This is a genomic window from Actinoplanes sp. NPDC051343, assembly GCF_044455125.1.
Lineage (GTDB): Bacteria > Actinomycetota > Actinomycetes > Mycobacteriales > Micromonosporaceae > Actinoplanes.
On record NZ_JBITEL010000020.1, the window covers coordinates 47272 to 67337 of the forward strand.

Below are 20066 nucleotides of genomic sequence, written 5' to 3' on the forward strand. Positions count from 1 at the left end.
CCCGCTGCCGTCCGCGTCATCCTCGGCGCGGGTCCTCGCCCTGCCGTTTCACGAGCCGGTCGCCCACCTCCAGTTGCCGCCACATGTCCCGGCCGACCTTGACGTCGCGCTGCGTGCCGTCGTCGAGCCGGATCTTCAGGCGCCTATAGAGATTGGAGCCGTCCAGCAGCGCCCGGGACTTCTTCACGATCGTCCCGCTCCACGCGTCCTCGTGCGTTGTCATGACCTTCTCCTTTGATGTGGGTGAGAACTCCGAGTGCCGCCGTCACGACTGCGACGACGGCCAGGAACAGGCGGTCGGTGAGGGTGTGCGCGTTGCCGACCAGGCCGAAGACCGAGTGCCCGACCAGGGCGCCGAAGCATGCGGCCACCAGGTGCCGCCGGGTCCAGGCGATGTTCCAGGCCGCGTAGAGGGCGGCGGCCACGATCACCGCGGCGCCGGTCATCGACAGCGACCGGGTGGCGTCGCCGAGCGGCCAGAGCAGGGCCAGGAAGCCGAAGGCGGCGACGGCCGCGGCGAGGGCGACGGCCGGCGTCGCGGGTGCGGCCCACCGGTGGGCCGGCTTCAGATGTACGCGTCGAGCAAGCAGCACAACCGCAACGGCGAGCAGGGCGACCACCGAGGCCGCGACCGCCGGCATCGTGTAGCCCGGGTCCTCGGCCGGCGGCACGCTGACCCGCAGCAGTGCCGCGCCGAGCAGCGCGATGACCCCGGTTGCGATCACGCCGCCCCGTCGCAGGTAGGGCGCGGTGCCGTGGCGTGCGAACAGGTACTCGACCAGGATGACCGGGATCGTGATGCTGAACAGGGCGTGGTAGACGAGGTTGAGCTCGGTGTAGGCCGTGTTCACGCCGAGCAGCCGCGGGCCCCACCCGGCCGCCCCGTACAGGTGCGGGCTGGTCAGGCTCTGCAGCACCAGCCCCTCCTCGACCAGCCCGTAGGCCACGCCCAGCAGCAACGCGTTGCCGTACCCGCCGGCGGTCCGCCGGAGGATCTCGCGCAGGAACAGCGCGCCCGCCGAGTAGATCGGCGCGAAGACCAGCCACGCCCACGCCATCCGCAGCGGAACCGTGCCCAGGCTCACCTCGGCGCAGAGCGGCGCCAGCACGGCGAGGACGAGCGCGGCCCGGCGGTTGCGCGGCCGCTCATCCGGTACGGCCGGGAACGCGGCCCGCACGACCGGCCGGTTCACTGCCACGATCAGCCCGGCCAGCAGTGCCAGTTGCGCTCCCTCGAGCGCACGCAGCCAGACCGGGAAGCCGCCGAACGCGAGTTGCCCGGCGACCACCAGGAAACCGGCGGCCGAGACGATGCGCACCCGGCGGTAGGCGGCGGGCGAGCCGGCCCGCAACTGGCGGATCACCCAGACGTAGAGCAGGGCGACCAGCAGGATCAGGATCTGGTTGGGTCCGAGCCGGGCGGCGTGTGACGTCACGCTCAGGACAGTCACGAGAACGCTGGTGGAGATGCTCGCGACGAGCAGGACCACGACCTGACGGATCGCCCGGTGCTGCTGCGGAGTAGTCATGCTCTTCAAGGTAGAAATTCGCGGGACCGGTCGCCTCCGGCGCGGGACCGGTCTTGGGTCTACGACTTCAGGATGAGGGCCGGGGCCGGACCAGTCCGAGGTCGTACGCGAGAACGACGGCCTGCACCCGGTCCCGCACCTCGAGTTTGCGCAGGACGGCCGAGACGTGGGTTTTCACGGTGGCCTCGGTGACCGTGAGCCGGTCGGCGATCTCGGCGTTGGAGGCGCCCCGGGCGAGCAGCGTCAGCACCTCACGTTCGCGGTCGGTGAGCCGGTCGAGGCTTCCCGAGGGCGCGGCCGGGGTCACGTCGGTGGCCAGGAACCGGTCGAGCAGCCGCCGGGTCGCGGTCGGGGCGAGCAGGGCGTCACCGCCGGCCACCACCCGGATCGCCTCGACCAGGTCGGCCGGGCGGACGTCCTTGAGCAGGAAGCCGCTGGCCCCGGCCCGCAGCGCCGCGTAGAGCGGCTCCTCCAGGTCGTACGTGGTCAGAATGATCACCTTGGGCGCGTCCGGGGCGGCGGTGAGCCGGGCGGTCGCCGAGACGCCGTCGAGACCGGGCATCCGCACGTCCATCAGGATCACGTCGGGGCGGGTCTGCCCGGCCAGCCGGATCGCCTGCTCGCCGTCGCCCGCCTCGCCGACCACCTCGAGGTCGTCGCGGGACTCGAGGATCATCCGGAAACCCGATCGGACGAGTGCCTGGTCGTCGGCGATCAGAACTTTGATGGTCACGGCTCACCCCGTACCGGAAGAAGCGCTTCGACCTCGAAGCCGGCGGCGTCCGTCCGCGGACCGGCCCGCAGGGAGCCGCCGAGCAGCGAGGCCCGCTCCCGCATCCCGATGAGCCCGTGGCCGCCGCCGCGCCCCGGCGCGGCACCGCGGCCGTCGTCCCGGACCCGCACCCGCACCTCCGCCTCGCCGACCAGCACCAGCACCTCCGCGGCCGACGCCCGCGCGTGCCGCAGCGTGTTGGTCAATGCCTCCTGGACGATCCGGTAGGCGCCGACCTGTACGCCCAGTGGCACCTCGCCGTCGCCCTCGCGCCGCAATGTCACCGCGAGCCCGGCCTCCCCCATCGTCTCGATCAACCGCTTGATGTCGGCCAGCGTCGGCTGCGGCCCGGGATCGTCCGCCCCGGTGTCGGTCCGGACCGCGCGCAGGAAACCGCGCAGTTCGGCCAGCGCCTGCCGGCCCGTCTCCTCGGTGCGGCGCAACGCCTCCCGCGCCTTATCGGGGTTGGATTCGAAGACGTCGTCGGCCGCGGCCGCCTGCACCACCATGACCGACACCGTGTGGGCGAGCACGTCGTGCAGGTCGCGGGCGATCCGTGCCCGCTCCTCGAGCACCGCCTGCCGGCGCTCGGCCACCCGCCGCTCGCCGCGGGCCCGCACCAGCGCGCCCCAGCTCCAGGCCAGCAGCACCGCGCCCAGCCACAGACCGGCCATCGCCCACCGCCCGCGCACGACCGCCGGAAGGCACACCGCGACCACGGCGAACGCGAGGACCCACAGCGTCTCGGCGGCCGGCCGCACCCAGGCGTACGTGCACAGCACCACGAACGCGATCCCCGGCCCGAACGCCGGGAACATCAGCTGCAGGCCGGCACTCACCGCCAGCACCACCGCGGTGCCGAGCCACGGCCGGTCGGCCAGCCACCACAGGGCCGCCGCCTGCACCAGGATCAGCAGGATCGCGGCCGTCCGGGCGAACGCGCCGGCCGGGTGCGCCAGCACCGGCGAGGACGCCGCCACCGACGCGACGACGAAGGCCGCACGCCACCGCCGGGGCAGCGGACGGCTCGTCGCGGTCACCACGGCGGCGTGAGAAGCGGTGCGGGGCTCAGCATCGGTAACTGAGTATTCCGCGCCCGCTCCCGAACGGCCACGCAGCCGCGCTGATCAGGTTGTCGTCTTTTCCCGGACCCTCTGGTTCAGCCCTGGAACTTGCCGATCACCTTGGTGTAGTCGAGGTTGGCGGTGTCCCGGCTGAGCTCCCAGTACGTGAAGCGGGTGAGGCCGTGCTGCTGCGCGTACGAAAGCATGGTGTTGAAGTTGGCCACGGTGACGTTGCCGTTGGCGTCGGTCTTCGCGTTCATCGACGAGATGCCCTGCTTGGCGTAGATGCTCGCGTCGCTGCCGCCGAGCGCCGACTTGAGCTGCTTGTGCAGGCCCTCACTGGCCGAGACGGTGACCGCGCCGTGGTCGACACCGGAGTCGTTGTCGCTGAAGTCGAACGGCATGATCGTCCAGTTGTCGACCGGCGAGCCGATCGCGGCGGCCTGACCCGGGATGACCGCCTCGTCGCCCTCGAGGCCGTTCTTGCCGGTGCCGAGGGTCAGGATCGTCGAGACGCCCGGGTTCTTCTGTTTGACGATCTTCAGTGCCTTGAGGACCTTGTTCGACTGGCTGACCTCGCCCGCCTCCAGATCGATGTCGATCGCCTTGAGCTGGTAGAGGTCGATCACCTTCTGGTAGGCGCCGGCCAGCGCGGTCTCGTTGGAGCACGAGTTGCCGAGCTTGTTGCCGGAGTAGCCGCCGAACGACACGACCACGTCACCGCCGGCGCCGCGGATCTTGCTGATCATGCTCTGCTTGCCCGAGTCGTTGAGCGTGCCCGAGTCCCACACCGGCGAGCAGGTGCCCTTGTTGAGGATGAAGGCGAGGGTGAACGCCTTCACCCCGGTCGCCTTCATGACGTTGACCGGGTCCTTGGTGCCGCTCACGCTGCTGTAGATGTACGGCGCGCCGCCGCGTACGGCCAGGCCGGTTGTCGCGGCCTCGCTGACCGACATCCCGGCCCAGACGCCTCCGGCGGCGACGACCGAGACGAGACCACTAATGATCGTCTTGCGGTACTTCATGGGGATTACCTCCGTTGTGGGGACGTCGTCGGAGGTTAATCGTGAGTCAGTCTTACATATAGTCCATTTAAGAATATTTATGGCTTCGAGCATTTCGCGTGATCAGGAAAGCGCTTGCCGGACCGGTGCATGCTCATGTACATAGGTAGACGTCGATATCTTGCTCTTCTATTCGAGGCAGGCCATGAGTAGACGTCTGATCAGCATCGGCGCCGCCGTGCTCGCCGTGCTCGCGTCCACGCTGTTCTTCACCCGTCCCGCGCTCGCCGCCACCGGGCTGCACATCAGCGGAACCAGCATCGTCGAGTCGAACGGCAACAAGTTCGTGATGCGCGGCATCAACCACGAGCACACCTGGTTCGCCGGGCAGACCGGCTCGTTCGCCGACATCAAGGCGACCGGCGCCAACACCGTACGCGTCGTCCTCAGCGGCGGACGCTGGACCGCCAACACCGCCACCGACGTTGCCAACGTGATCGCCCTCTGCAAGCAGAACAAGCTGATCTGCGTCCTCGAGGACCACGACACCACCGGGTACGGCGAGGATTCGGCCGCGTACACCCTGGACCAGGCGGTGAACTACTGGATCGGCCTCAAGAGCGTGCTCGCCGGCCAGGAGGACTACGTCATCATCAACATCGGCAACGAGCCGATCGGCAACACCAACCCGGGCCAGTGGACGGCGGCCACGGTCGCCGCGATCCAGAAGATGCGCAGCAACGGCTTCCAGCACATGCTGATGGTCGACGCGCCGAACTGGGGCCAGGACTGGCAGTTCACGATGCGCGACAACGCGCAGACGGTCCTGGACGCCGATTCGCAGCACAACACGATGCTGTCCATCCACATGTACGCGGTCTTCAACACGGCCGCGTCGATCACCTCGTACCTGGACACCTTCGCCGGGAAGGGCTGGCCGCTGGTGATCGGCGAGTTCGGCTGGCAGTACGACTCGACCCAGGTCGACGACCAGACCCTGATGTCGGAGGCGGTCAAGCGCGGCATCGGCTACATCGGATGGTCATGGGCGGGCAACAACGACCCGATCCTCGACATGACCGACAACTTCGACGCCACCAAGCTGACCACCTGGGGCCAGCGGATCGTCAACGGCCCCAACGGCATCCGGGCCACCTCGAAGCAGGCCACCATCTTCGGCACCAGCACGACCACACCACCGACCACCCCGCCCACCACCCCGCCCACGACCCCACCCACCACTCCCCCTTCCTCGGGCGGCGGCTGCACGGCGGCCTACTCGATCACCGGCTCGTGGGGCGGCGGCTTCCAGGCCGACGTGAAGGTGACCGCCGGGCCGTCCGCCATCAAGGGCTGGACGGTGACCTGGACCTACGCGAACGGCCAGACGGTCAGCCAGGCCTGGAACGCCACGGTCACCAGCAGCGGCAGTTCGGTGACCGGGCGGAACGTCAGCTACAACGGCGCCCTGGCCGCCGGCGGCACGACCTCGTTCGGCTTCCTGGGTTCGTGGAACGGCTCCAACCCCGTACCCGATCTGACCTGCACCGCAAGCTGACCCGGCGCCGGGCCGCCCGCAGCGGCCCGGCACCGGCCGGCTAATTCAGCCGGGAGTGCTTCCGGCCGTACGTGAAGTAGATGATCAGGCCGATCACGAACCAGACCGCGAAGCGCAGCCACGTGATCGGCGACAGGAACGTGATCAGCCAGAGCGAGAAGACCACGCCGACCGCCGGGACCACCGGCATGACCGGCAGGCGGAAACTGCGCGGCACGTCCGGCCGGCGGTAGCGGAGGACGATCACCGCGACGCAGACCACGACGAAGGCCAACAGAATGCCGATGTTCGTCAGTTCGGCCGCGTCGTTGATCGGCAGGAAGCCGGCGATGACCGCCGAGGCGGCGCCGGTGATCCAGGTGACGCGGGTCGGCACCTTGCGCACCGGGTGCAGGTGGGCGAACCACTGCGGCAGCAGGCCGTCGCGGCTCATCGAGTACCAGACGCGGGTCACGCCGAGCATGAACGTGAACATAACGGTCAAGATGCCGATGATCGCGCCGACCGCGATGACGTCGGCCAGGCCGGAGAGACCGACCGAGGCGAACGCGGTCGAGAAGCCACTCTTCGGGTCGACGTCCTTGTAATTCTGCATGCCGGTCAGCACCAGGCAGGCCAGCACGTACAGCACCATCGAGATCGCGAGCGAGTACAGGATCGCCTTCGGCATGTGCCGGCGGGCGTCCTTCGACTCCTCGGCCGCGGTGCTCATCGCGTCGTAGCCGAACACCGCGAAGAACACCGTGGACGCCCCGGTGATCGCGCCGCCGACGCCGAACGGGAAGAACGGGTGATAGTTCGACGAGCGTACGTGGAAGACGCCGACGATCACCACCAGCAGGACCACGGCCACCTTCACCGCGACGACCGCGGTCTCGGTGCGGGCGGCCGCCCGGATGCCGAGGTTCAGCAGATAGGCGATGAGCAGGCAGAGCAGCACGGCGAACAGGTCGACCACATGCCCCTTGCCGGTGCCCGGCGCGCCCAGCATCCAGGACGGCAGGTGCACCCCGATGTCCGACATCAGGAACGAGAAGTAGCCGGAGATGCCGATCGCCACCACCGCGACGATCGCCGTGTATTCGAGCAGCAGGTCCCAGCCGATGAACCAGCCGACGATCTCGCCCAGCACGGCGTAGCCGTAGGTGTAGGCCGAGCCGGCCCTCGGGATCATGCCCGCGAACTCGGCGTAGGAGAGGGCCGCGGCCGCGCTGGCCACGCCCGCGATCAGGAAGGAGATCAGCACGGCCGGGCCGGCGGTCTCGTGCGCCACCGCGCCGGCCAGCGCGAAGATGCCGGCGCCGATGATCCCGCCGACGCCGATCGCGGTCAGCTGGAACAACCCCAGCGAGGGGTTGAGGTCGGTCCGGGTGTCGTCGGTGATGTCGTCGACCGGCTTTCGCCGGAACAGTCCCGCAGTCGCCGTCATCTCTTTGACCTACCATGCTTGGGCACTTCGCGCATCCAACATCATGGATTTCGGGGGATCCCATGGAGAGCATTACCAAAAACCGGCAGTCGCTTCCGGCTCTGCGAGCCATGGTCTCGCGGGCGTACGGCATGAGCCGCGTCGCCGACGGCGACGACTGGGCGACCGAACTGAGTCACGGGTGGTTCAACGTCGCGTACCGGATCCGTTTGCGCGACGGCGCGCAGGTGGTTCTCAAAATCGCGCCGCCGGCCGGGGTGGAGGTGCTGACCTACGAACGCGGGGCGATGGCCACCGAACTCGAGGCGATCCGGCTGATTCGCGAACGCACGACCGTGCCCGTGCCGGACGTCCATTTCGCCGACTCCAGCCATGAGCTGTGCGATGCCGACTACTTCTTCATGGGGTACGTCGACGCGTCCAACTTGGGCATGGTCAAGGGGCAGTTACCGCCATCCGAACTCGAGCGCTACAACGTCGCGCTCGGCGCGGTCACACGGGAACTCAATGCCCTCCGAGGGCCCGGGTTCGGGCCGCTCGGCGGACCGTTCGCCGCCTCGTGGCGCGCCCATTTCACGACGATGTTCGACAACATCCTGGCCGACGGCGAGCGCCGGGCGGTGGACCTGGGCTGGGACTACGCCGAAGTGCGGAAGGTGCTGGCCGAGCACGCGGGCACCCTCGACGAGGTCACCGAGCCGGTGCTCGTCGAATGGGACCTCTGGGAGAACAACGTGATGATCCGCGACGGGCGGATCGCCTGCGTCATCGACCACGAGCGCGCGTTCTACGGCGATCCCCTGATCGAAGCCGTATTCACCGGTTTCGAGATGCCGGCGTTCGGGCCGTCGGCCGCATTCATGCGCGGCTACGGCCGGACCGAACTGAGCCCGACCGAGCAGATCCGCCGCCGGCTGTACACGATGTACCTGGTCGTCATCATGATCGTCGAGACCCGGTACCGGGGCCACACCGACGATGCCCAATACGACTGGGCGCGTGAACGGCTCGACGAATTCATGGCGTTGTTCGGGCGTACACGCTGAAGCCGGACCCGGCCGGCCTGGGTGACCGGCCGGTGGGCCGGCTGCTCTGGCAGGCGTGCACGCAAACCACCCTGTCGGTGGGCGCCTACGGGATCTATGCACTGACCAACGCCTGGTTCGTCGCGCGCGGCGTCGGACCGTCGGCAATGGCGGCGGTCAATCTGATCGCACCGGTATTCCTCGTGCTGGGCGCGGTGTCCACCACCGTCGGCGTCGGCGGCGCCTCCCTGGTCTCCCGCTCCTTAGGCGCCGGTGATCCGTCGTCGGCCGCGCGAGCCGCCGGCAACGCCTTCGCCGTCTTCTGGGCCACGGCCGCCTCCATCACCGTCGTCGGCCTGCTCGCGTTGAACCCGCTGCTCACCCTGCTCGGTGACACCTCCGGCACGTCCCGGCCGTACGCGGTGATCATCCTGGCCGGTGCGCTCCTCTCGACCGGCTTCTCCAGCCTGATGCGGGCCGAGGGCCGGATGCGGTTCTCCACCCTGCAGTGGGTCGTGCCGGTGCTGGTCCAGATCACCCTCGACCCGGTGCTCATCTTCGGGCTGCACCTGGGGATAGCCGGCGCGGCGCTCGGCACGCTCGGCGGGCAGGCGGTGTCGGCCGGCTTGAGCCTCTGGTTCTTCTTCGCGCAGCGCGACCGCCCCTACCGCATCCGCCGCTCCGACCTGCGGTTCCACGGCCCGACCGTGCGCGCCCTGGTCGGCGTCGGAGCCCCCTCGTTCCTGGCCGGCCTCGGCGCCACGCTGCTGGTCGTGCTGGTCAACAAGTCCCTCGCCGGGACGGCCGCGCTCGCCGCGTACGCCGTCTGCGCCCGCATCCAGACCTTCGTGATGATGCCGCAGATGGGCATCAGCCAGGGCCTGCAACCGATAGTCGGCTACAACACCGGCCGCGGCTCGGCCTGGCGGGTCGCCCGCGCCCGGTCGCTGGCGCTGCGGGCGTCGCTGATCTACGGCCTGCTGGCCACCGCAGTCGTCGTCCTGTCAGCCGGCCCGCTGGTCGGCTTCTTCCTGCCCGCGGCTTCGGAGGGCGCCGGCCACGCCCTGCGGATCATCGGGCTGGGCTTCACCTTCGCCGGGGTGACCCCGCTCGTGTCCGCCTACTGCCAGGCCGTCGGCCGCACCGGCCAGGCCTACCTGCTCTCGATCGGCACCCTGCTGCTGGTCAAGGCGCCGTTGGTCGCCCTTTTGGGCCGCTCGGCCGACGGGGTGTGGGCCGCACTCGCCCTGGGCGAACTGCTGTCGGCGACGATCGCCCTGCTCGTGTCACACCCGCGTCCGTCCCGTTCTGACCGGGCGGCGGCGGACGCCACCCACACGAACCGTTCCCAACGGCCGGCGACGTGAAGCGGCGCGGCGCACGAGATGGGGCGCCCCTGATCCCCGTGGCCGCGTTTGCTCTTTCACCGGCGGTCTTTGACCGCCCCGTGGTCCGCCGCGCCTCCGCGGCGCGTAGCAGCTCCCTTTGGCCACGCAACAGTTTGCCGCCCCCGCGGCCCGATGCAACTCCCTTTGACCACGCCGTGGTCCGCTGCGCCTCCGAGGCCCGTGCCAACTCCTTTGGCCACGCCGTGGTCCGCTCCGCCTCCGAGGCCCGTGCCAACTCCCTTGGCCACGCCGTGGTCCGCTGCGCCTTCGCGGCGTGGCAACTCCTTGGGAGGCCGCTTCCTTGCACGCCTCCCTCAGCGGAGGCCGGCGAGGTCGAGCGACACCGTCCACAGGTGCCGGGCGTCGTCGGGGTCGAGGGCCCACTGTTTGACGCCGTGGCTGTGGGTGAACAGGTCGGCGTCGTTCGGGACGACCGGAGCCTCGCGGCCCTCGTCGAGATAGTGGCCGCCGGTGTGTGCGAACTCCGGCGCCACCGCGGCGACGAGCGTCGTCGCGGCCCCCTGCTGCGGAGTTTTCCACGCGAAGGCCCCGGAGGCCTCGGCCGCGGCCAGGTACGCGTTCTGCTCCGGCGTGAAGTCACGCTGCAGCCCGGTCGCGACGCCGCCCGGGTTGACCGCGTTGGCGACGATGCCGTCCGGCTGCCAGCGGCGCGTGGCCTCGACGGCGAACAGCGAGTTGGCCGTCTTCGACTGGGCGTAGGCGGACTGCGGGTCGTAGTCGCGGCGCTCGAATTGGATGTCGTCGAAGACGACCGGCGACCTCATGTGGGCGGTGGAACTGACCGCGACGATACGGGCCTCGCCGCGGTCCCGGGCACCCGCGGCGAGGGCGTCGTGCAGGGCCAGGCTCAGCGCGAAATGGCCGAGATGATTAGTGGCGAACTGCAGTTCGTATCCTTCGGGCGTACGCCGCAAGCGGCTGACCACGACGCCGGCGTTGTTGATGAGCAGATGCAGCGGGCCGGACCACCGGCCGCCGAAGGCGGCGACCGAGCCGCGGTCGGCCAGGTCGAGCGCGCTGACGTGGACGTTGCGGTTGCCGGTCGTCGCGGTGATGTCGTCGGCCGTGCGGGCTCCCGCGTCGGTGTTGCGGACGGCGAGCGTGACGTCGGCGCCGGCTCGGGCGAGGGAACGGGCGGTTTCGACGCCGATGCCCGAGGAGGCCCCGGTCACGACGGCCCGGAGACCGGTCAGATCGACGCCACGGACAACGTCGTCAGCAGTTGAACTAGCCATGACGGTAAACTATACAAGTTGAGCCTATGTTGTAAGGTACGTCTCGTGAGTGATGATCTGGAGAACGGCCGTCGCGAGCGCGTCCTGGCGGCCGCGCTCGCGACTTTTGCCCGCTACGGATACCGGAAGACGTCAATGGAAGATGTCGCCCGCGCCGCCGACATCTCCCGCCCCGGCCTCTACTTCCTCTTCACGTCGAAGGAGCAGCTGTTCCGGGCCGCCGTCACCCAGGCCCTCGACGACGACCTCGCGGCCGCGCAGAGGTCCCTCGACGACACCGGCCGCCCCCTGCGGGACAGGTTGGTCGAGGCGTTCGACGCCTGGACCGGCCGATACATCGGCCCGATGGCGAAAGACGTGGCAATCCTCATGGACACCAACCCCGACCTGCTCGGACGCATAGTCGTCGACTATCCCGAGCGCTTCGCCGCGATGGTCACCGCCGCGGTCGCATCTGAAGCGCCCCCGATCGCCGCGACGCCCACCGCCGCGAATGCAACCGAAGCGCCGCCCATCACGGCCGCGAGCGCAACCGGAGCGCCGCCCATCGCCGCGGCGGTCACGGCCGCGGTCGCAACTGAAGCGTCCGCGAAAAGCAGCAGCGCAGCGGACGCCGTCGCCCGGACGTTGCTGAGCACCTGCAGCGGCCTCAAGCACGAGGTGGCCGGCCGGGAGCAGTTCGTCGAGCGCATGACCATCGCCGTCGACCTGCTCCTGACCGCCCTGCGGCACTCCTAGCAGAGAGTGTCGTCAATCAGTTCCTGCGCCCGCCGATAGGTGGCCACCTCGCTGTCCATGTCGGCCGAATTCGGCCGACATGGACAGCACGACCACCCGCCGGCCGTCCGGGCAGACGCCGTTGAGGGTGCTCATGCCCGGTACGTCCGCCGCTGTCATCGATCCACATGATTTCCAGTCCGTAGCGGGCGCCGGGGAACGCGCCGGCCAGCGCCGGCGCCGGGACCGTACGGCGCATCTGCGCCATCTGGGCCGGCGCGAGCAGCCGGCCGCTCTGCAGCGCCCGCCAGGACCGCGCGAGGTCGGTCGGGGTGGTGACCATCGAGCCGGCGGCGTCGGCGACGGTCGGGTTGAACGGTGATACCGATCGCGTGCAGACCGTCCACAGCGGACTGCAAGCCGCCTTTGCCGCCGGCAAAGGCGGCCGGTGCGGCGCCGGCCAGAAGCAGGGCGCCGGCCAGCGTCGCAGCAACAGCTACGCGTACGGGTTGAGCTCCTCGCATGGCGTTTCCCTTCCCGGATTCGGTCGTCAACCGAAGCTACGGAGAATCCGGACGCTCTTCGATCCCGCCAGCGCCCCCACTTCAGGTAGGGCTAACCAGACCGCACTCGTACGCGCGGATCACCAGCTGCACCCGGTCGCGCGCGTCGAGTTTGGACAAGAGGCGGGCGACATGCGCCTTGGCCGTGGCGGCGCTGATGAGAAGCTCGGCGGCGATCTCGCCGTTGGAGAGGCCGCGGCCGACAAGCACGAGGACCTCCCGCTCCCGGCCGGTGACGCCCTTCAGCGGCCGCGACGGCTTCGGCGTGGTCGCCTGCGTGAAGGCGCTCAGCACCCGTCGCGTGACGCTCGGGGCCAGAAGCGCCTCCCCAGCGGCAACCACGCGAACCGCGGCCAGGATCTCTTCAAGGTCCATGTCTTTGACCAGGAAACCGCTCGCACCGGCGCGTACAGCGCCATAGATGTATTCGTCAAGGTCGAACGTAGTCAGGACCAGCACACGAGGCGAACTGCCGGCCGCGGTGATGGCGCGAGTGGCCTCGATGCCGTCCATGCCAGGCATGCGGATGTCCATGATGACCACATCGGGGCACATGTCACGGGCCAGGCGGACGGCTTCCGCCCCGGTCGCGGCCTCACCCACCACCTGGAGGTCGGGGGTGTCGGCCATCAGCACCCGCAAGCCCGCCCGAACCAGCGGTTGATCGTCGGCGAGCAGGACGCGCACAGTCATCGCGACACCGCCGCAACCAAGCCCAGCAAGCCGGTGCGGCCTGGCTCTTGACCGGCAACGGCGACCCGAACGCCAACGTCTTGGACCACCGGCTGAACGTCGGCGAGCAGAATGCGTTCGGTCATTGAGGCACCGCCGGAAGCGGAAGCGTCGCCGCGACCCGGAACCCGCCGCCGGGGCGCGGCCCGGCCGCGAAGTGGCCGTGCAGCAGCTCGGCCCGCTCGCGCATGCCGATCAGGCCGAACCCGGGCGCGAAGTCGCCGCCCCGGCCGTCGTCGACGACCTCGATCGACAACTCTTCAGGGGCAGAACCGATGGTGACGACACACGAGCGTGCGTGCGCGTGACGAAGCACGTTGGTGACCGCCTCCTGGACGATGCGGTAAGCGGACAGATCGAGGTCGGGTGGCACCGCGGCCGCCGGGCCGAACCACCGTATGTCGAACCGGACCCCGCCGACACGCGCCGCCTCGGCGAGCCGCTCGATGTCGGCCAGCCCCGGCTGAGACGGATCGGTCAATCCCGGCAGCGACGGATCCGCCAATCCCGGCAGCGACGGGTCGGCCGGGAAGGGGCCGGGCGACGCCGGCCCGGCGGGCGCCGGCGCCTCCTTTCGGGTCGCGCGGCCGGGCGGCCGACCGGTGCTCAGGGAGGCTGCGGGCAACGACGCCGCCGAACCCTTCGGAACTCCGCCCGGCGACGAGCTATCCGCCTCGCGAAGGCCGCCCACCACCCGTCGCAGCGCGGCCAGGGTCTCGCGGCTGGTCTGCTCGATCGCGGTGAGGGCGTTGCGGGCCTCGGCCGGCTGGGTGTCGATGACGCGGGCGCCGACACCGGCCTGAATGGCGATCACGCCGACGCTGTGGGCCACCAGGTCGTGCAGGTCCCGGGCAATGCGTAGGCGTTCGGCGGTCACGGCTCGGGCGGTCTCGAGCGAGCGGGCGGCCCGCCGGGCGCGAATGCCGTCACCGGCCAGCCAGGCGGTCGCGACGGCGAGGGCCAGCAACAGCAGTCCGCGCAAGTAGTTGTTGCTGCCGGCGATATAGAAGGTGGCAGCCAGGGTCTGGCCGGCGAACAGCAGGACAGCGGCCATCAGCGTCAGCCGTCGCGGCCGCACGGAGACGGCGTAGGCCAGGGCTACGTCCGTGACCAGGGCCTGCCCATAGCCGACCACCGAGAGGTTGGAAGCGCCGGTCAGCGCGGTCGTCGCCGTCAGCAGGGACCCGGCCAGCAACGCGGCCACTCCGGTCAGCGGCACACGCCGAACCAGCCCGAAGGCGAGCAGGGGTGCCAGGGCCAGCAATCCGTCGGGCACGACCCGGGTGATCGCCAGCAGCAGCACGATCGGGTAGGCGATCGCGCTGCTCCAGGTCACGGCGGGCTGCTTCATGCGGCCCAGATTAGAGGGCGGGGGCGGCGACGGCATCGGCCTTCAGGCGTACGCCCGCAGGCCAATGCCGCACCCGGCCGGTGTACCCCACGGGCCGATGTTTCGAAGGCTGCCGCCAGGCAGCGTTGTCGGCGTGATCGAGATGCGTGAACTGACTCGGAGATACGGTGGGACGCTCGCCGTCGACCGCCTCTCCTGCACCGTGCGGCCGGGGCGGGTGACCGGCTTCCTCGGCCCCAACGGTGCCGGCAAATCCACGACATTGCGGATGGTTCTCGGCCTGACCCGGCCGTGCGGCGGCGACGTGACCGTCGGAGGGGTGCACTTCGGGAGCCTGGCGCGTGGCCTGCGCCGCGTCGGTGCTCTGCTCGACGGTCATGACGTGCATCCGGGCCGCAGCGGGTGGGCCCACCTGGCCGCATTGGCCCGCAGCAACCGGATCCCGCGCACCCGGGTCGACGAGGTGCTCGATGCCGTGGACCTTTCGAAGTTCGCTCGAAAGCGCGTCGCCACCTATTCCTTGGGCATGCGGCAGCGGCTGGGAATCGCCGGGGCGCTGCTCGGTGATCCGCCGGTGCTGATGTTCGACGAGCCGTTCAACGGGCTCGACCCGTCGGGTGTGCACTGGGTGCGCGGTCTATTCCACGGGTTGGCGGCCGAAGGGCGGACCGTGTTCGTGTCCAGCCATCTGATGAGCGAGATGGACCGGACCGCCGACGAACTGATCGTGATCGGCCGCGGGCGGTTGATCGCCGCCGAGAGCCGCTCGGCCTTCGCCGCCCGCGGCGGAACGCTCGAGGAATCGTTTCTGCAGATGACCGCCGGGGAGGGACTATGAACGGCTTCCGCGACCTGGTCGCCGCCGAATGGATCAAATTCTGGTCCTTGCGTTCGACGCCGTGGGCGTGCGGCCTAGCCGTCCTTTTCTTCATCGGCGCGGCGATCAACAGCGCGACCGACCGCCTGCACTACGTCAATCCCGCCGATCGCTGGTGGGCCACTCACTACGACCCGCTGTGGGATGCCTTTCCGTCCGTCGGCGTCAGCGTCCTGGTGCTGATCACCGGCAGCCTGGGCGCGCTGATGCTGGCCGGCGAGTACGGCACCGGCCTGATGCGCACCACGTTGGCCGCGGTGCCCGCCCGGCGGTCCGTGATCGCGGCCAAGGCGGCGGTGCTGGCCCCGGTGATGCTCGGCGTCGGACTGGCCGCGGGCGGTCTGGCCTTCTGGAGTTCGCAGGCCATCCTGTCCTCGAAACACTCGGGGATCTCGATCGGACACCCCGGCGCGCTGAGGGCGCTGCTGGGCTTCGCCCTCTACGTGCCGGTGAGCGCGCTGATCGGTCTCGGCATCGCGGCGCTGATCCGGCACACCGCGGGCAGCGTGCTGGCCACGGTTGGGGTCTTGCTCCTGCTGCCCTTGTTGATCGACTCGTCGGTGCACCGCTGGACGGCCGACCTGCACAACGCACTCCCCGGAACGGCCCTCAGCCGGCTGTCGACGCTCAACGGTTACGAGTACGGCCACTATCCGCCGACTCTGACCGGCTCGTGGGTCGTCTACGCCGCCTGGTCTTTCGCCGCCATCCTGGCCGCTGTGATCGTGGTGAAACGCCGTGATCCCTGACCAGACTCTGGCGCGAATTGTGTGGTGGATGTCGGGCGAAATCGTCGTCCCGCTGTGTAATGCCGTAGAGCAACCTGGCCGGCGTCGACGAGCCGATCGACGTGGAATCCCGATGAAGGTGTTGAAGTGTCGCTCGCCGAGCCGGTCGGGGCGAGCTGTATGTGACGGGATTCGTCGGCGGCGTGTTCTACGTTTTCTTCAGCGCCGCGGACGCGGGCGCCCTGCCGAACGTCGTCGAGAAGAATCAGCTGACGTCCGCCGTGGCCGCGCAACAGGCGACCAGTTCAGCGACGGCCGTGCTGGCGCCGCCATTGGGTGGAAGCCTCTTCCAGCTTTCCGTGGCCTGCCGTTTCTGGCCGACGCCGTCTCCTACCTGGCTTCGGCGATCGCGCTGGCCGCCGTTCGGTTCGAGTTTCAGCAGCGCGGGAGAAGGCCCGGACGAAGTTGCGGTCGGATATCGCGGTCGGCGTCCGGTGGCTGTGGTCCCATCCCGTCATCCGTACCGTCGCAACCGCGGCGGCGGGGCTGCAACTGGCCATGGCCGGCGCGGAGTTGGTCGTCATCATCGCCGCCCAGCGAGCACACGCCTCGGCGGCCGTCATCGGTGTCGTACTCTCCACCGTCGGGATCGGCGGAGTTGCCGGCTCAGTCCTCGCTTCGCGGCTCAGGGCGAGGTTCGGGTTCGGCCGGATCCTCATCGGCGTCATGTGGTGCCAAGCCGCTCTGTGGGTTCTGATCGGCTTGTCCTCCAACGTCGTGCTGATCATCGCCCCGCTTCTGGTGCTGTTCGTTGCGACCGCGCAAATCTTCGGCATCGCGTCCTTGAGCTATCAGCTGTCCGTCACCCCCGACAGCCTGCAAAGTTGAGTGGGCACCGCGTTCAAATTGGTTGTCTGGAGCAGTTTCCCGGTCGGCGCAGGCATCGCCGGGGTGCTGCTCGACCGGTTCGGGCCGGCAACCACCAGCCTTGTGTTCGGCGCCTGGGTCTTCGCCATCGCCCTGTTCGCGAGTCTGCGAGGTGGCCTGCGCAGGCTCACCACCGACCCTTTCTGAGCGACCGCAATGGGCCCCAGCCGACGACGGAAAGGACGACCAAGTGGCTACGGTCATGAGCAGCAGTGAGAGCGACCAGGCGGCACGCCGATCCGCCTCGCGCGCAGACGGTGGCGGCAGCGCACCGTCTGCGATCTGCTCAGATTGCGGCTTCGAGCAGGTCAGCCACGGCGCGCATGCCGGCCTGGTTGGGGTGGAAAGGGGCGCCGTCGCGCGGCCACAGGCCGTACCGCCGGGTCCAGGGGGACGCCGACCAGGCGTGACGGTCGCGGCTCGCCTCCGAGGCGGCCACGAATCCGCAGTCGTGCCGAGCCGCGGCGGCGCGCGTCTCCGCGCTCAGTTGGGAGGCGACGTCGCGGGCCCAGGAAGCCACCGACGCCGGCAGCCGCCCGGTCGGGGTCGACGCGTCCGGCGGGAGGATGGTCAGATAGTCGACCAGAACGATCCGGGCGTGCGGTGCCCGCTGCCGCACCGCGGTCAGCAGACGGTCGAAGGTAGCGGGCAGCGCGGCCAGGCGCTCCGAGGTCTGCGCGTCGGTTTCGGCCGCCTCACGTCGGGCCCCGGGCAGCGAACTCAGCGGCCACACCAGGCTGCCCACCATCAGCCGGCCGATGTACCCGACGTCGTTCCCGCCGCAGGTCAGCGTCACCAGGTCGGTGTCGGCCGTAACCGCCTCGATCTGGGGTGGGCCGGCACCGTCCTGGCCGTCCAGCAGCTCGGCCGCGGTCGCACCCGAGAATGTCACGTCGCGGAGCGAAAGCCCGGCCCGCGCCGCGAGCAGCGCCGCATAGTTGCTGGCCGAGCGTCCGGCCCTCCGCGGACTGCCGGAACGCCGCCGCCCCACCCAGGGCCCCGCCGCGAACGAGCTGCCCAGCGCCACATATCGACCCGCCATAGCCGAACCAGATCATATCGGGGGGCGTCCTCGCCTAGCGTGTCCGACCTGGACGCTCCCGCGACACAGTCGTCATCGATCTGCGAACGGACGTGCCGATGCGGCAACAAGACCGGATTGCATCCGTGCATGCCGCTGGACGGGGTCGTTGCGCGGCTACCATGTGCGGGTGGATCTGCAGGTCAAGCGTGTTTACGAGGCCGCCGAGCCCGGGGACGGCTTCCGGGTGCTGGTCGACCGGCTCTGGCCGCGTGGAGTGTCCAAGGAACGGGCGGCGCTCGACCTCTGGGCCAAGGAGGTCGCACCCACCACCGAGCTGCGCACCTGGTTCCACGGGCATCCCGGCGAGTTCGCCGAGTTCAGCCGGCGCTATCGCGCCGAACTGAAGAACAACCCCGAGGTGGACCGGCTGCGGGACGAGGTTTCCGGCCATCCGGTGACCACTCTTCTGTACGGCGTACATGACACCGAACACAACCACGCCAAGATCCTGGCCGAAGTCTTGGCCGGGTGACAGGTCCCCCGGGCCGCGGCAGTAGGTTGTGGGGAACGAATAGCCCAAGATCGACTCGGGAGAGACGATGACCGACCGTGATGAGGTTGACGACAACTGGACGGGCGCGGAGGAGGACACCGGCCTGCTCGACTCGTCGGACACGCTCGAGGACGATCCCGCCGGTGAGCCGCTCGACGTGGGCTACGAGCCGGCCGACCGCTGGTCGGGGGCCAACCGGTTCGGCACCACGCCGTCCGAGGAGGCACAGGGAGAATCGCTCGACGAGCGGCTCTCCGAGGAGGAGCCGGACTTCGGCGCGAACGAGGACGACGCCGACACCGACGAGGACGAGCTGACCCGCCGCGGCTACGACGAGGACCCGCGATCGGGCCGCCTGGTCGCCGAGGACGAGGGCATCGGCGCCGACGAGGACGATCAGGCGTTCGGCACCGACGTCGGCATCGACTACGGCGCCGCGTCGGCCGAGGAGGCCGCCGTGCACGTGGCCGACGACCCGAACGGGCCCGGCAGCGGCCCCGAGCTGTGACCGGCCGGTGGGTGGCGGTCTGCGCCGCCACCCACCGCGTCCGACCGCCGGCCCGACCCGACGGGACTGGACCTTCGGCGATACCCGCCGCAGGCCGGCCAGCGGCGCACCCCGGTCACCGGCCCGGCGCGATCACCCGGCACACCGCGGACTGCGCAACGACCGGATTACCGGCGCATCCTGCTCACAGACCCGGCCCAACCACCGACACGACCTTGCGCTGGCATCCCAGCCACCCGGCCTCGCGGCTTCCAGCCACCAGGTCTCGCGGCTTCGGGCCGCCTGGCTTCGCGCTTCCGGCGACCTGGCCCTCGGTCCCGGGGGCCGCCCGGCCTCGTGCTTCCGGCCACCAAGCCTCGCGGCTCCGGGGCTACTCGGCCTCGTACCTCCCAGCCCCACCCGGCCTCTCAACTTCGGGCCACCCGCGCTTCCGGCCACCTGGGCATCCGCGCCACCCGCGCTCCGGGGCCTCCGGCCGGCCGGTATCCCGGCCACTCAGGCCTCAGGCCTCAGGCCTCAGGCATCCCAGCCACTCATACGTGTCGGCCCCGGTCACCCGAGCACCACAGCCACCTGGGCCTCGCAATCCGCGGCGTCGCGGGGGAACGGGCACCGGGCACCGGGCACCGGGCACCGAGCACCGAGCACCGAGCACCGAGCACCGAGCACCGAGCACCGAGCACCGAGCATTCTGACCATCCGTTGAATCCGACTGTCCGGTGCTACTCGCCGGATCTCGACAAGGAGGAACGCTGTGAAGGCCACCATCAACGGCACGACCGTCGCTGAGGCCAGCGACGACCAGCTGGTGAAGATCGAGGGCAACTGGTACTTCCCGCCGTCGGCGATGGCCGCCGGTGCGTTGTCGGACAGTGCCACGCCGTACACCTGCCCGTGGAAGGGCAAGGCGCAGTACCACGACGTCACCGCCGACGGGCAGGCTCGCCACGATGCGGCCTGGAGCTACCCCGAGCCGCTGGCCGGGGCCGTCGACCGGGTCGGTCGTGACTTCGCCGGCTACGTAGCCTTCGACACGACCCAGGTCGACGTGGGTTAAGCGG

Annotated in this window: 20 protein-coding genes and 1 pseudogene; 11 read left to right on the forward strand and 10 right to left on the reverse strand. The window is 69.9% G+C overall.

All coding sequences use genetic code 11. The features are described from left to right. Positions 1-16 precede the first annotated feature (16 nt). From ACIA5C_RS43785 to ACIA5C_RS43805, 5 genes are all read right to left on the reverse strand, one after another. On the reverse strand, positions 17-223 hold the full coding sequence (locus ACIA5C_RS43785) for a hypothetical protein (protein ID WP_396066278.1): 207 nt from the start codon (positions 221-223) through the stop codon (positions 17-19). Further along, entirely contained in the window at positions 144-1529 is a 1386-nt protein-coding gene (locus tag ACIA5C_RS43790) for a hypothetical protein (protein WP_396066280.1), read from the reverse strand. Before ACIA5C_RS43790 ends, ACIA5C_RS43785 begins: the two co-directional genes overlap by 80 nt. A gap of 67 nt (positions 1530-1596) precedes the next feature. Next, positions 1597-2262, reverse strand: a complete 666-nt coding sequence (locus ACIA5C_RS43795; protein ID WP_396066282.1) for a response regulator — start codon at positions 2260-2262, stop codon at positions 1597-1599. Continuing rightward, positions 2259-3341 carry a sensor histidine kinase gene (locus ACIA5C_RS43800; RefSeq protein WP_396066284.1) on the reverse strand — a complete coding sequence of 361 codons (1083 nt, stop codon included), beginning with the start codon at positions 3339-3341 and terminating at the stop codon, positions 2259-2261. Before ACIA5C_RS43800 ends, ACIA5C_RS43795 begins: the two co-directional genes overlap by 4 nt. A gap of 119 nt (positions 3342-3460) precedes the next feature. Beyond that, positions 3461-4390: a hypothetical protein gene (locus ACIA5C_RS43805; protein ID WP_396066286.1), complete on the reverse strand. Its 930-nt coding sequence runs from the start codon at positions 4388-4390 to the stop codon at positions 3461-3463. A 184-nt stretch (positions 4391-4574) separates the two neighbouring features. Here ACIA5C_RS43805 and ACIA5C_RS43810 point away from each other — a divergent pair, with 184 nt between their 5' ends. Beyond that, positions 4575-5927: a cellulase family glycosylhydrolase gene (locus ACIA5C_RS43810; protein ID WP_396066288.1), complete on the forward strand. Its 1353-nt coding sequence runs from the start codon at positions 4575-4577 to the stop codon at positions 5925-5927. 40 nt (positions 5928-5967) lie between these two features. On the opposite strand, the gene ACIA5C_RS43815 is transcribed toward ACIA5C_RS43810, so the two are convergent. Next, on the reverse strand, positions 5968-7356 hold the full coding sequence (locus ACIA5C_RS43815; protein ID WP_396066290.1) for an amino acid permease: 1389 nt from the start codon (positions 7354-7356) through the stop codon (positions 5968-5970). Between the two features lie 62 nt (positions 7357-7418). On the opposite strand from ACIA5C_RS43815, the gene ACIA5C_RS43820 reads away from it, so the two are divergent. Together ACIA5C_RS43820 and ACIA5C_RS43825 are read left to right on the forward strand one after the other, a co-directional pair. After that, complete coding sequence (locus ACIA5C_RS43820; protein WP_396066292.1) at positions 7419-8402, forward strand: phosphotransferase family protein; 984 nt, start codon at positions 7419-7421, stop codon at positions 8400-8402. A 32-nt stretch (positions 8403-8434) separates the two neighbouring features. Continuing rightward, positions 8435-9748 carry an MATE family efflux transporter gene (locus ACIA5C_RS43825; protein ID WP_396066294.1) on the forward strand — a complete coding sequence of 438 codons (1314 nt, stop codon included), beginning with the start codon at positions 8435-8437 and terminating at the stop codon, positions 9746-9748. 335 nt (positions 9749-10083) lie between these two features. Here the strand turns inward: ACIA5C_RS43825 and ACIA5C_RS43830 are convergent, their stop codons facing one another. Further along, positions 10084-11025: an SDR family NAD(P)-dependent oxidoreductase gene (locus ACIA5C_RS43830; protein WP_396066296.1), complete on the reverse strand. Its 942-nt coding sequence runs from the start codon at positions 11023-11025 to the stop codon at positions 10084-10086. Positions 11026-11070: 45 nt separating this feature from the next. Here ACIA5C_RS43830 and ACIA5C_RS43835 point away from each other — a divergent pair, with 45 nt between their 5' ends. Beyond that, positions 11071-11763, forward strand: coding sequence for a TetR/AcrR family transcriptional regulator (locus ACIA5C_RS43835; RefSeq protein ID WP_396066298.1), 693 nt, complete (start codon positions 11071-11073; stop codon positions 11761-11763). Between the two features lie 584 nt (positions 11764-12347). Here the strand turns inward: ACIA5C_RS43835 and ACIA5C_RS43840 are convergent. Continuing rightward, positions 12348-12998, reverse strand: a complete 651-nt coding sequence (locus tag ACIA5C_RS43840) for a response regulator (RefSeq protein ID WP_396066300.1) — start codon at positions 12996-12998, stop codon at positions 12348-12350. Positions 12999-13119: 121 nt separating this feature from the next. Further along, positions 13120-14388: a sensor histidine kinase gene (locus ACIA5C_RS43845; RefSeq protein WP_396066302.1), complete on the reverse strand. Its 1269-nt coding sequence runs from the start codon at positions 14386-14388 to the stop codon at positions 13120-13122. Positions 14389-14485: 97 nt separating this feature from the next. Between ACIA5C_RS43845 and ACIA5C_RS43850 the strand changes: the two are divergent. The 4 genes and pseudogenes from ACIA5C_RS43850 to ACIA5C_RS43865 form a co-directional block, all read left to right on the forward strand. Further along, positions 14486-15175: pseudogene (locus ACIA5C_RS43850) on the forward strand (ABC transporter ATP-binding protein); the annotation flags it as partial. Positions 15176-15222: 47 nt separating this feature from the next. Next, complete coding sequence (locus ACIA5C_RS43855) at positions 15223-16014, forward strand: ABC transporter permease (RefSeq protein WP_396066304.1); 792 nt, start codon at positions 15223-15225, stop codon at positions 16012-16014. A gap of 315 nt (positions 16015-16329) precedes the next feature. After that, positions 16330-16881 carry an MFS transporter gene (locus ACIA5C_RS43860; protein ID WP_396066306.1) on the forward strand — a complete coding sequence of 184 codons (552 nt, stop codon included), beginning with the start codon at positions 16330-16332 and terminating at the stop codon, positions 16879-16881. After that, the gene (locus tag ACIA5C_RS43865; RefSeq protein ID WP_396066308.1) at positions 16882-17067 is read left to right on the forward strand and encodes a hypothetical protein; all 186 of its coding nucleotides are present in this window, start codon (positions 16882-16884) and stop codon (positions 17065-17067) included. Between the two features lie 139 nt (positions 17068-17206). Here ACIA5C_RS43865 and ACIA5C_RS43870 read toward each other — a convergent pair whose 3' ends face one another. Further along, positions 17207-17962: an SGNH/GDSL hydrolase family protein gene (locus tag ACIA5C_RS43870; protein WP_396066310.1), complete on the reverse strand. Its 756-nt coding sequence runs from the start codon at positions 17960-17962 to the stop codon at positions 17207-17209. Positions 17963-18131: 169 nt separating this feature from the next. On the opposite strand from ACIA5C_RS43870, the gene ACIA5C_RS43875 reads away from it, so the two are divergent. The 3 genes from ACIA5C_RS43875 (at position 18132) to ACIA5C_RS43885 (ending at position 20062) form a co-directional block, all read left to right on the forward strand. Further along, entirely contained in the window at positions 18132-18476 is a 345-nt protein-coding gene (locus ACIA5C_RS43875) for a DUF488 domain-containing protein (RefSeq protein WP_396066312.1), read from the forward strand. Positions 18477-18543: 67 nt separating this feature from the next. Next, a complete protein-coding gene (locus tag ACIA5C_RS43880) occupies positions 18544-19005 on the forward strand; it encodes a DUF5709 domain-containing protein (protein ID WP_396066314.1) in 462 nt (153 codons plus the stop codon). A 754-nt stretch (positions 19006-19759) separates the two neighbouring features. Then, positions 19760-20062: a DUF427 domain-containing protein gene (locus ACIA5C_RS43885; RefSeq protein WP_396066316.1), complete on the forward strand. Its 303-nt coding sequence runs from the start codon at positions 19760-19762 to the stop codon at positions 20060-20062. Positions 20063-20066: the final 4 nt, after the last annotated feature.

Coding starts and splice junctions, on each gene's coding strand:
- ACIA5C_RS43820 (WP_396066292.1), top strand. CDS start 7,419: ATGGAGAGCATTACCAAAAACCGGCAGTCGCTTCCGGCTCTGCGAGCC.
- ACIA5C_RS43845 (WP_396066302.1), bottom strand. CDS start 14,388: ATGAAGCAGCCCGCCGTGACCTGGAGCAGCGCGATCGCCTACCCGATC.
- ACIA5C_RS43805 (WP_396066286.1), bottom strand. CDS start 4,390: ATGAAGTACCGCAAGACGATCATTAGTGGTCTCGTCTCGGTCGTCGCC.
- ACIA5C_RS43810 (WP_396066288.1), top strand. CDS start 4,575: ATGAGTAGACGTCTGATCAGCATCGGCGCCGCCGTGCTCGCCGTGCTC.
- ACIA5C_RS43815 (WP_396066290.1), bottom strand. CDS start 7,356: ATGACGGCGACTGCGGGACTGTTCCGGCGAAAGCCGGTCGACGACATC.
- ACIA5C_RS43830 (WP_396066296.1), bottom strand. CDS start 11,025: ATGGCTAGTTCAACTGCTGACGACGTTGTCCGTGGCGTCGATCTGACC.
- ACIA5C_RS43840 (WP_396066300.1), bottom strand. CDS start 12,998: ATGACTGTGCGCGTCCTGCTCGCCGACGATCAACCGCTGGTTCGGGCG.
- ACIA5C_RS43785 (WP_396066278.1), bottom strand. CDS start 223: ATGACAACGCACGAGGACGCGTGGAGCGGGACGATCGTGAAGAAGTCC.
- ACIA5C_RS43855 (WP_396066304.1), top strand. CDS start 15,223: ATGAACGGCTTCCGCGACCTGGTCGCCGCCGAATGGATCAAATTCTGG.
- ACIA5C_RS43870 (WP_396066310.1), bottom strand. CDS start 17,962: ATGGCGGGTCGATATGTGGCGCTGGGCAGCTCGTTCGCGGCGGGGCCC.
- ACIA5C_RS43790 (WP_396066280.1), bottom strand. CDS start 1,529: ATGACTACTCCGCAGCAGCACCGGGCGATCCGTCAGGTCGTGGTCCTG.
- ACIA5C_RS43880 (WP_396066314.1), top strand. CDS start 18,544: ATGACCGACCGTGATGAGGTTGACGACAACTGGACGGGCGCGGAGGAG.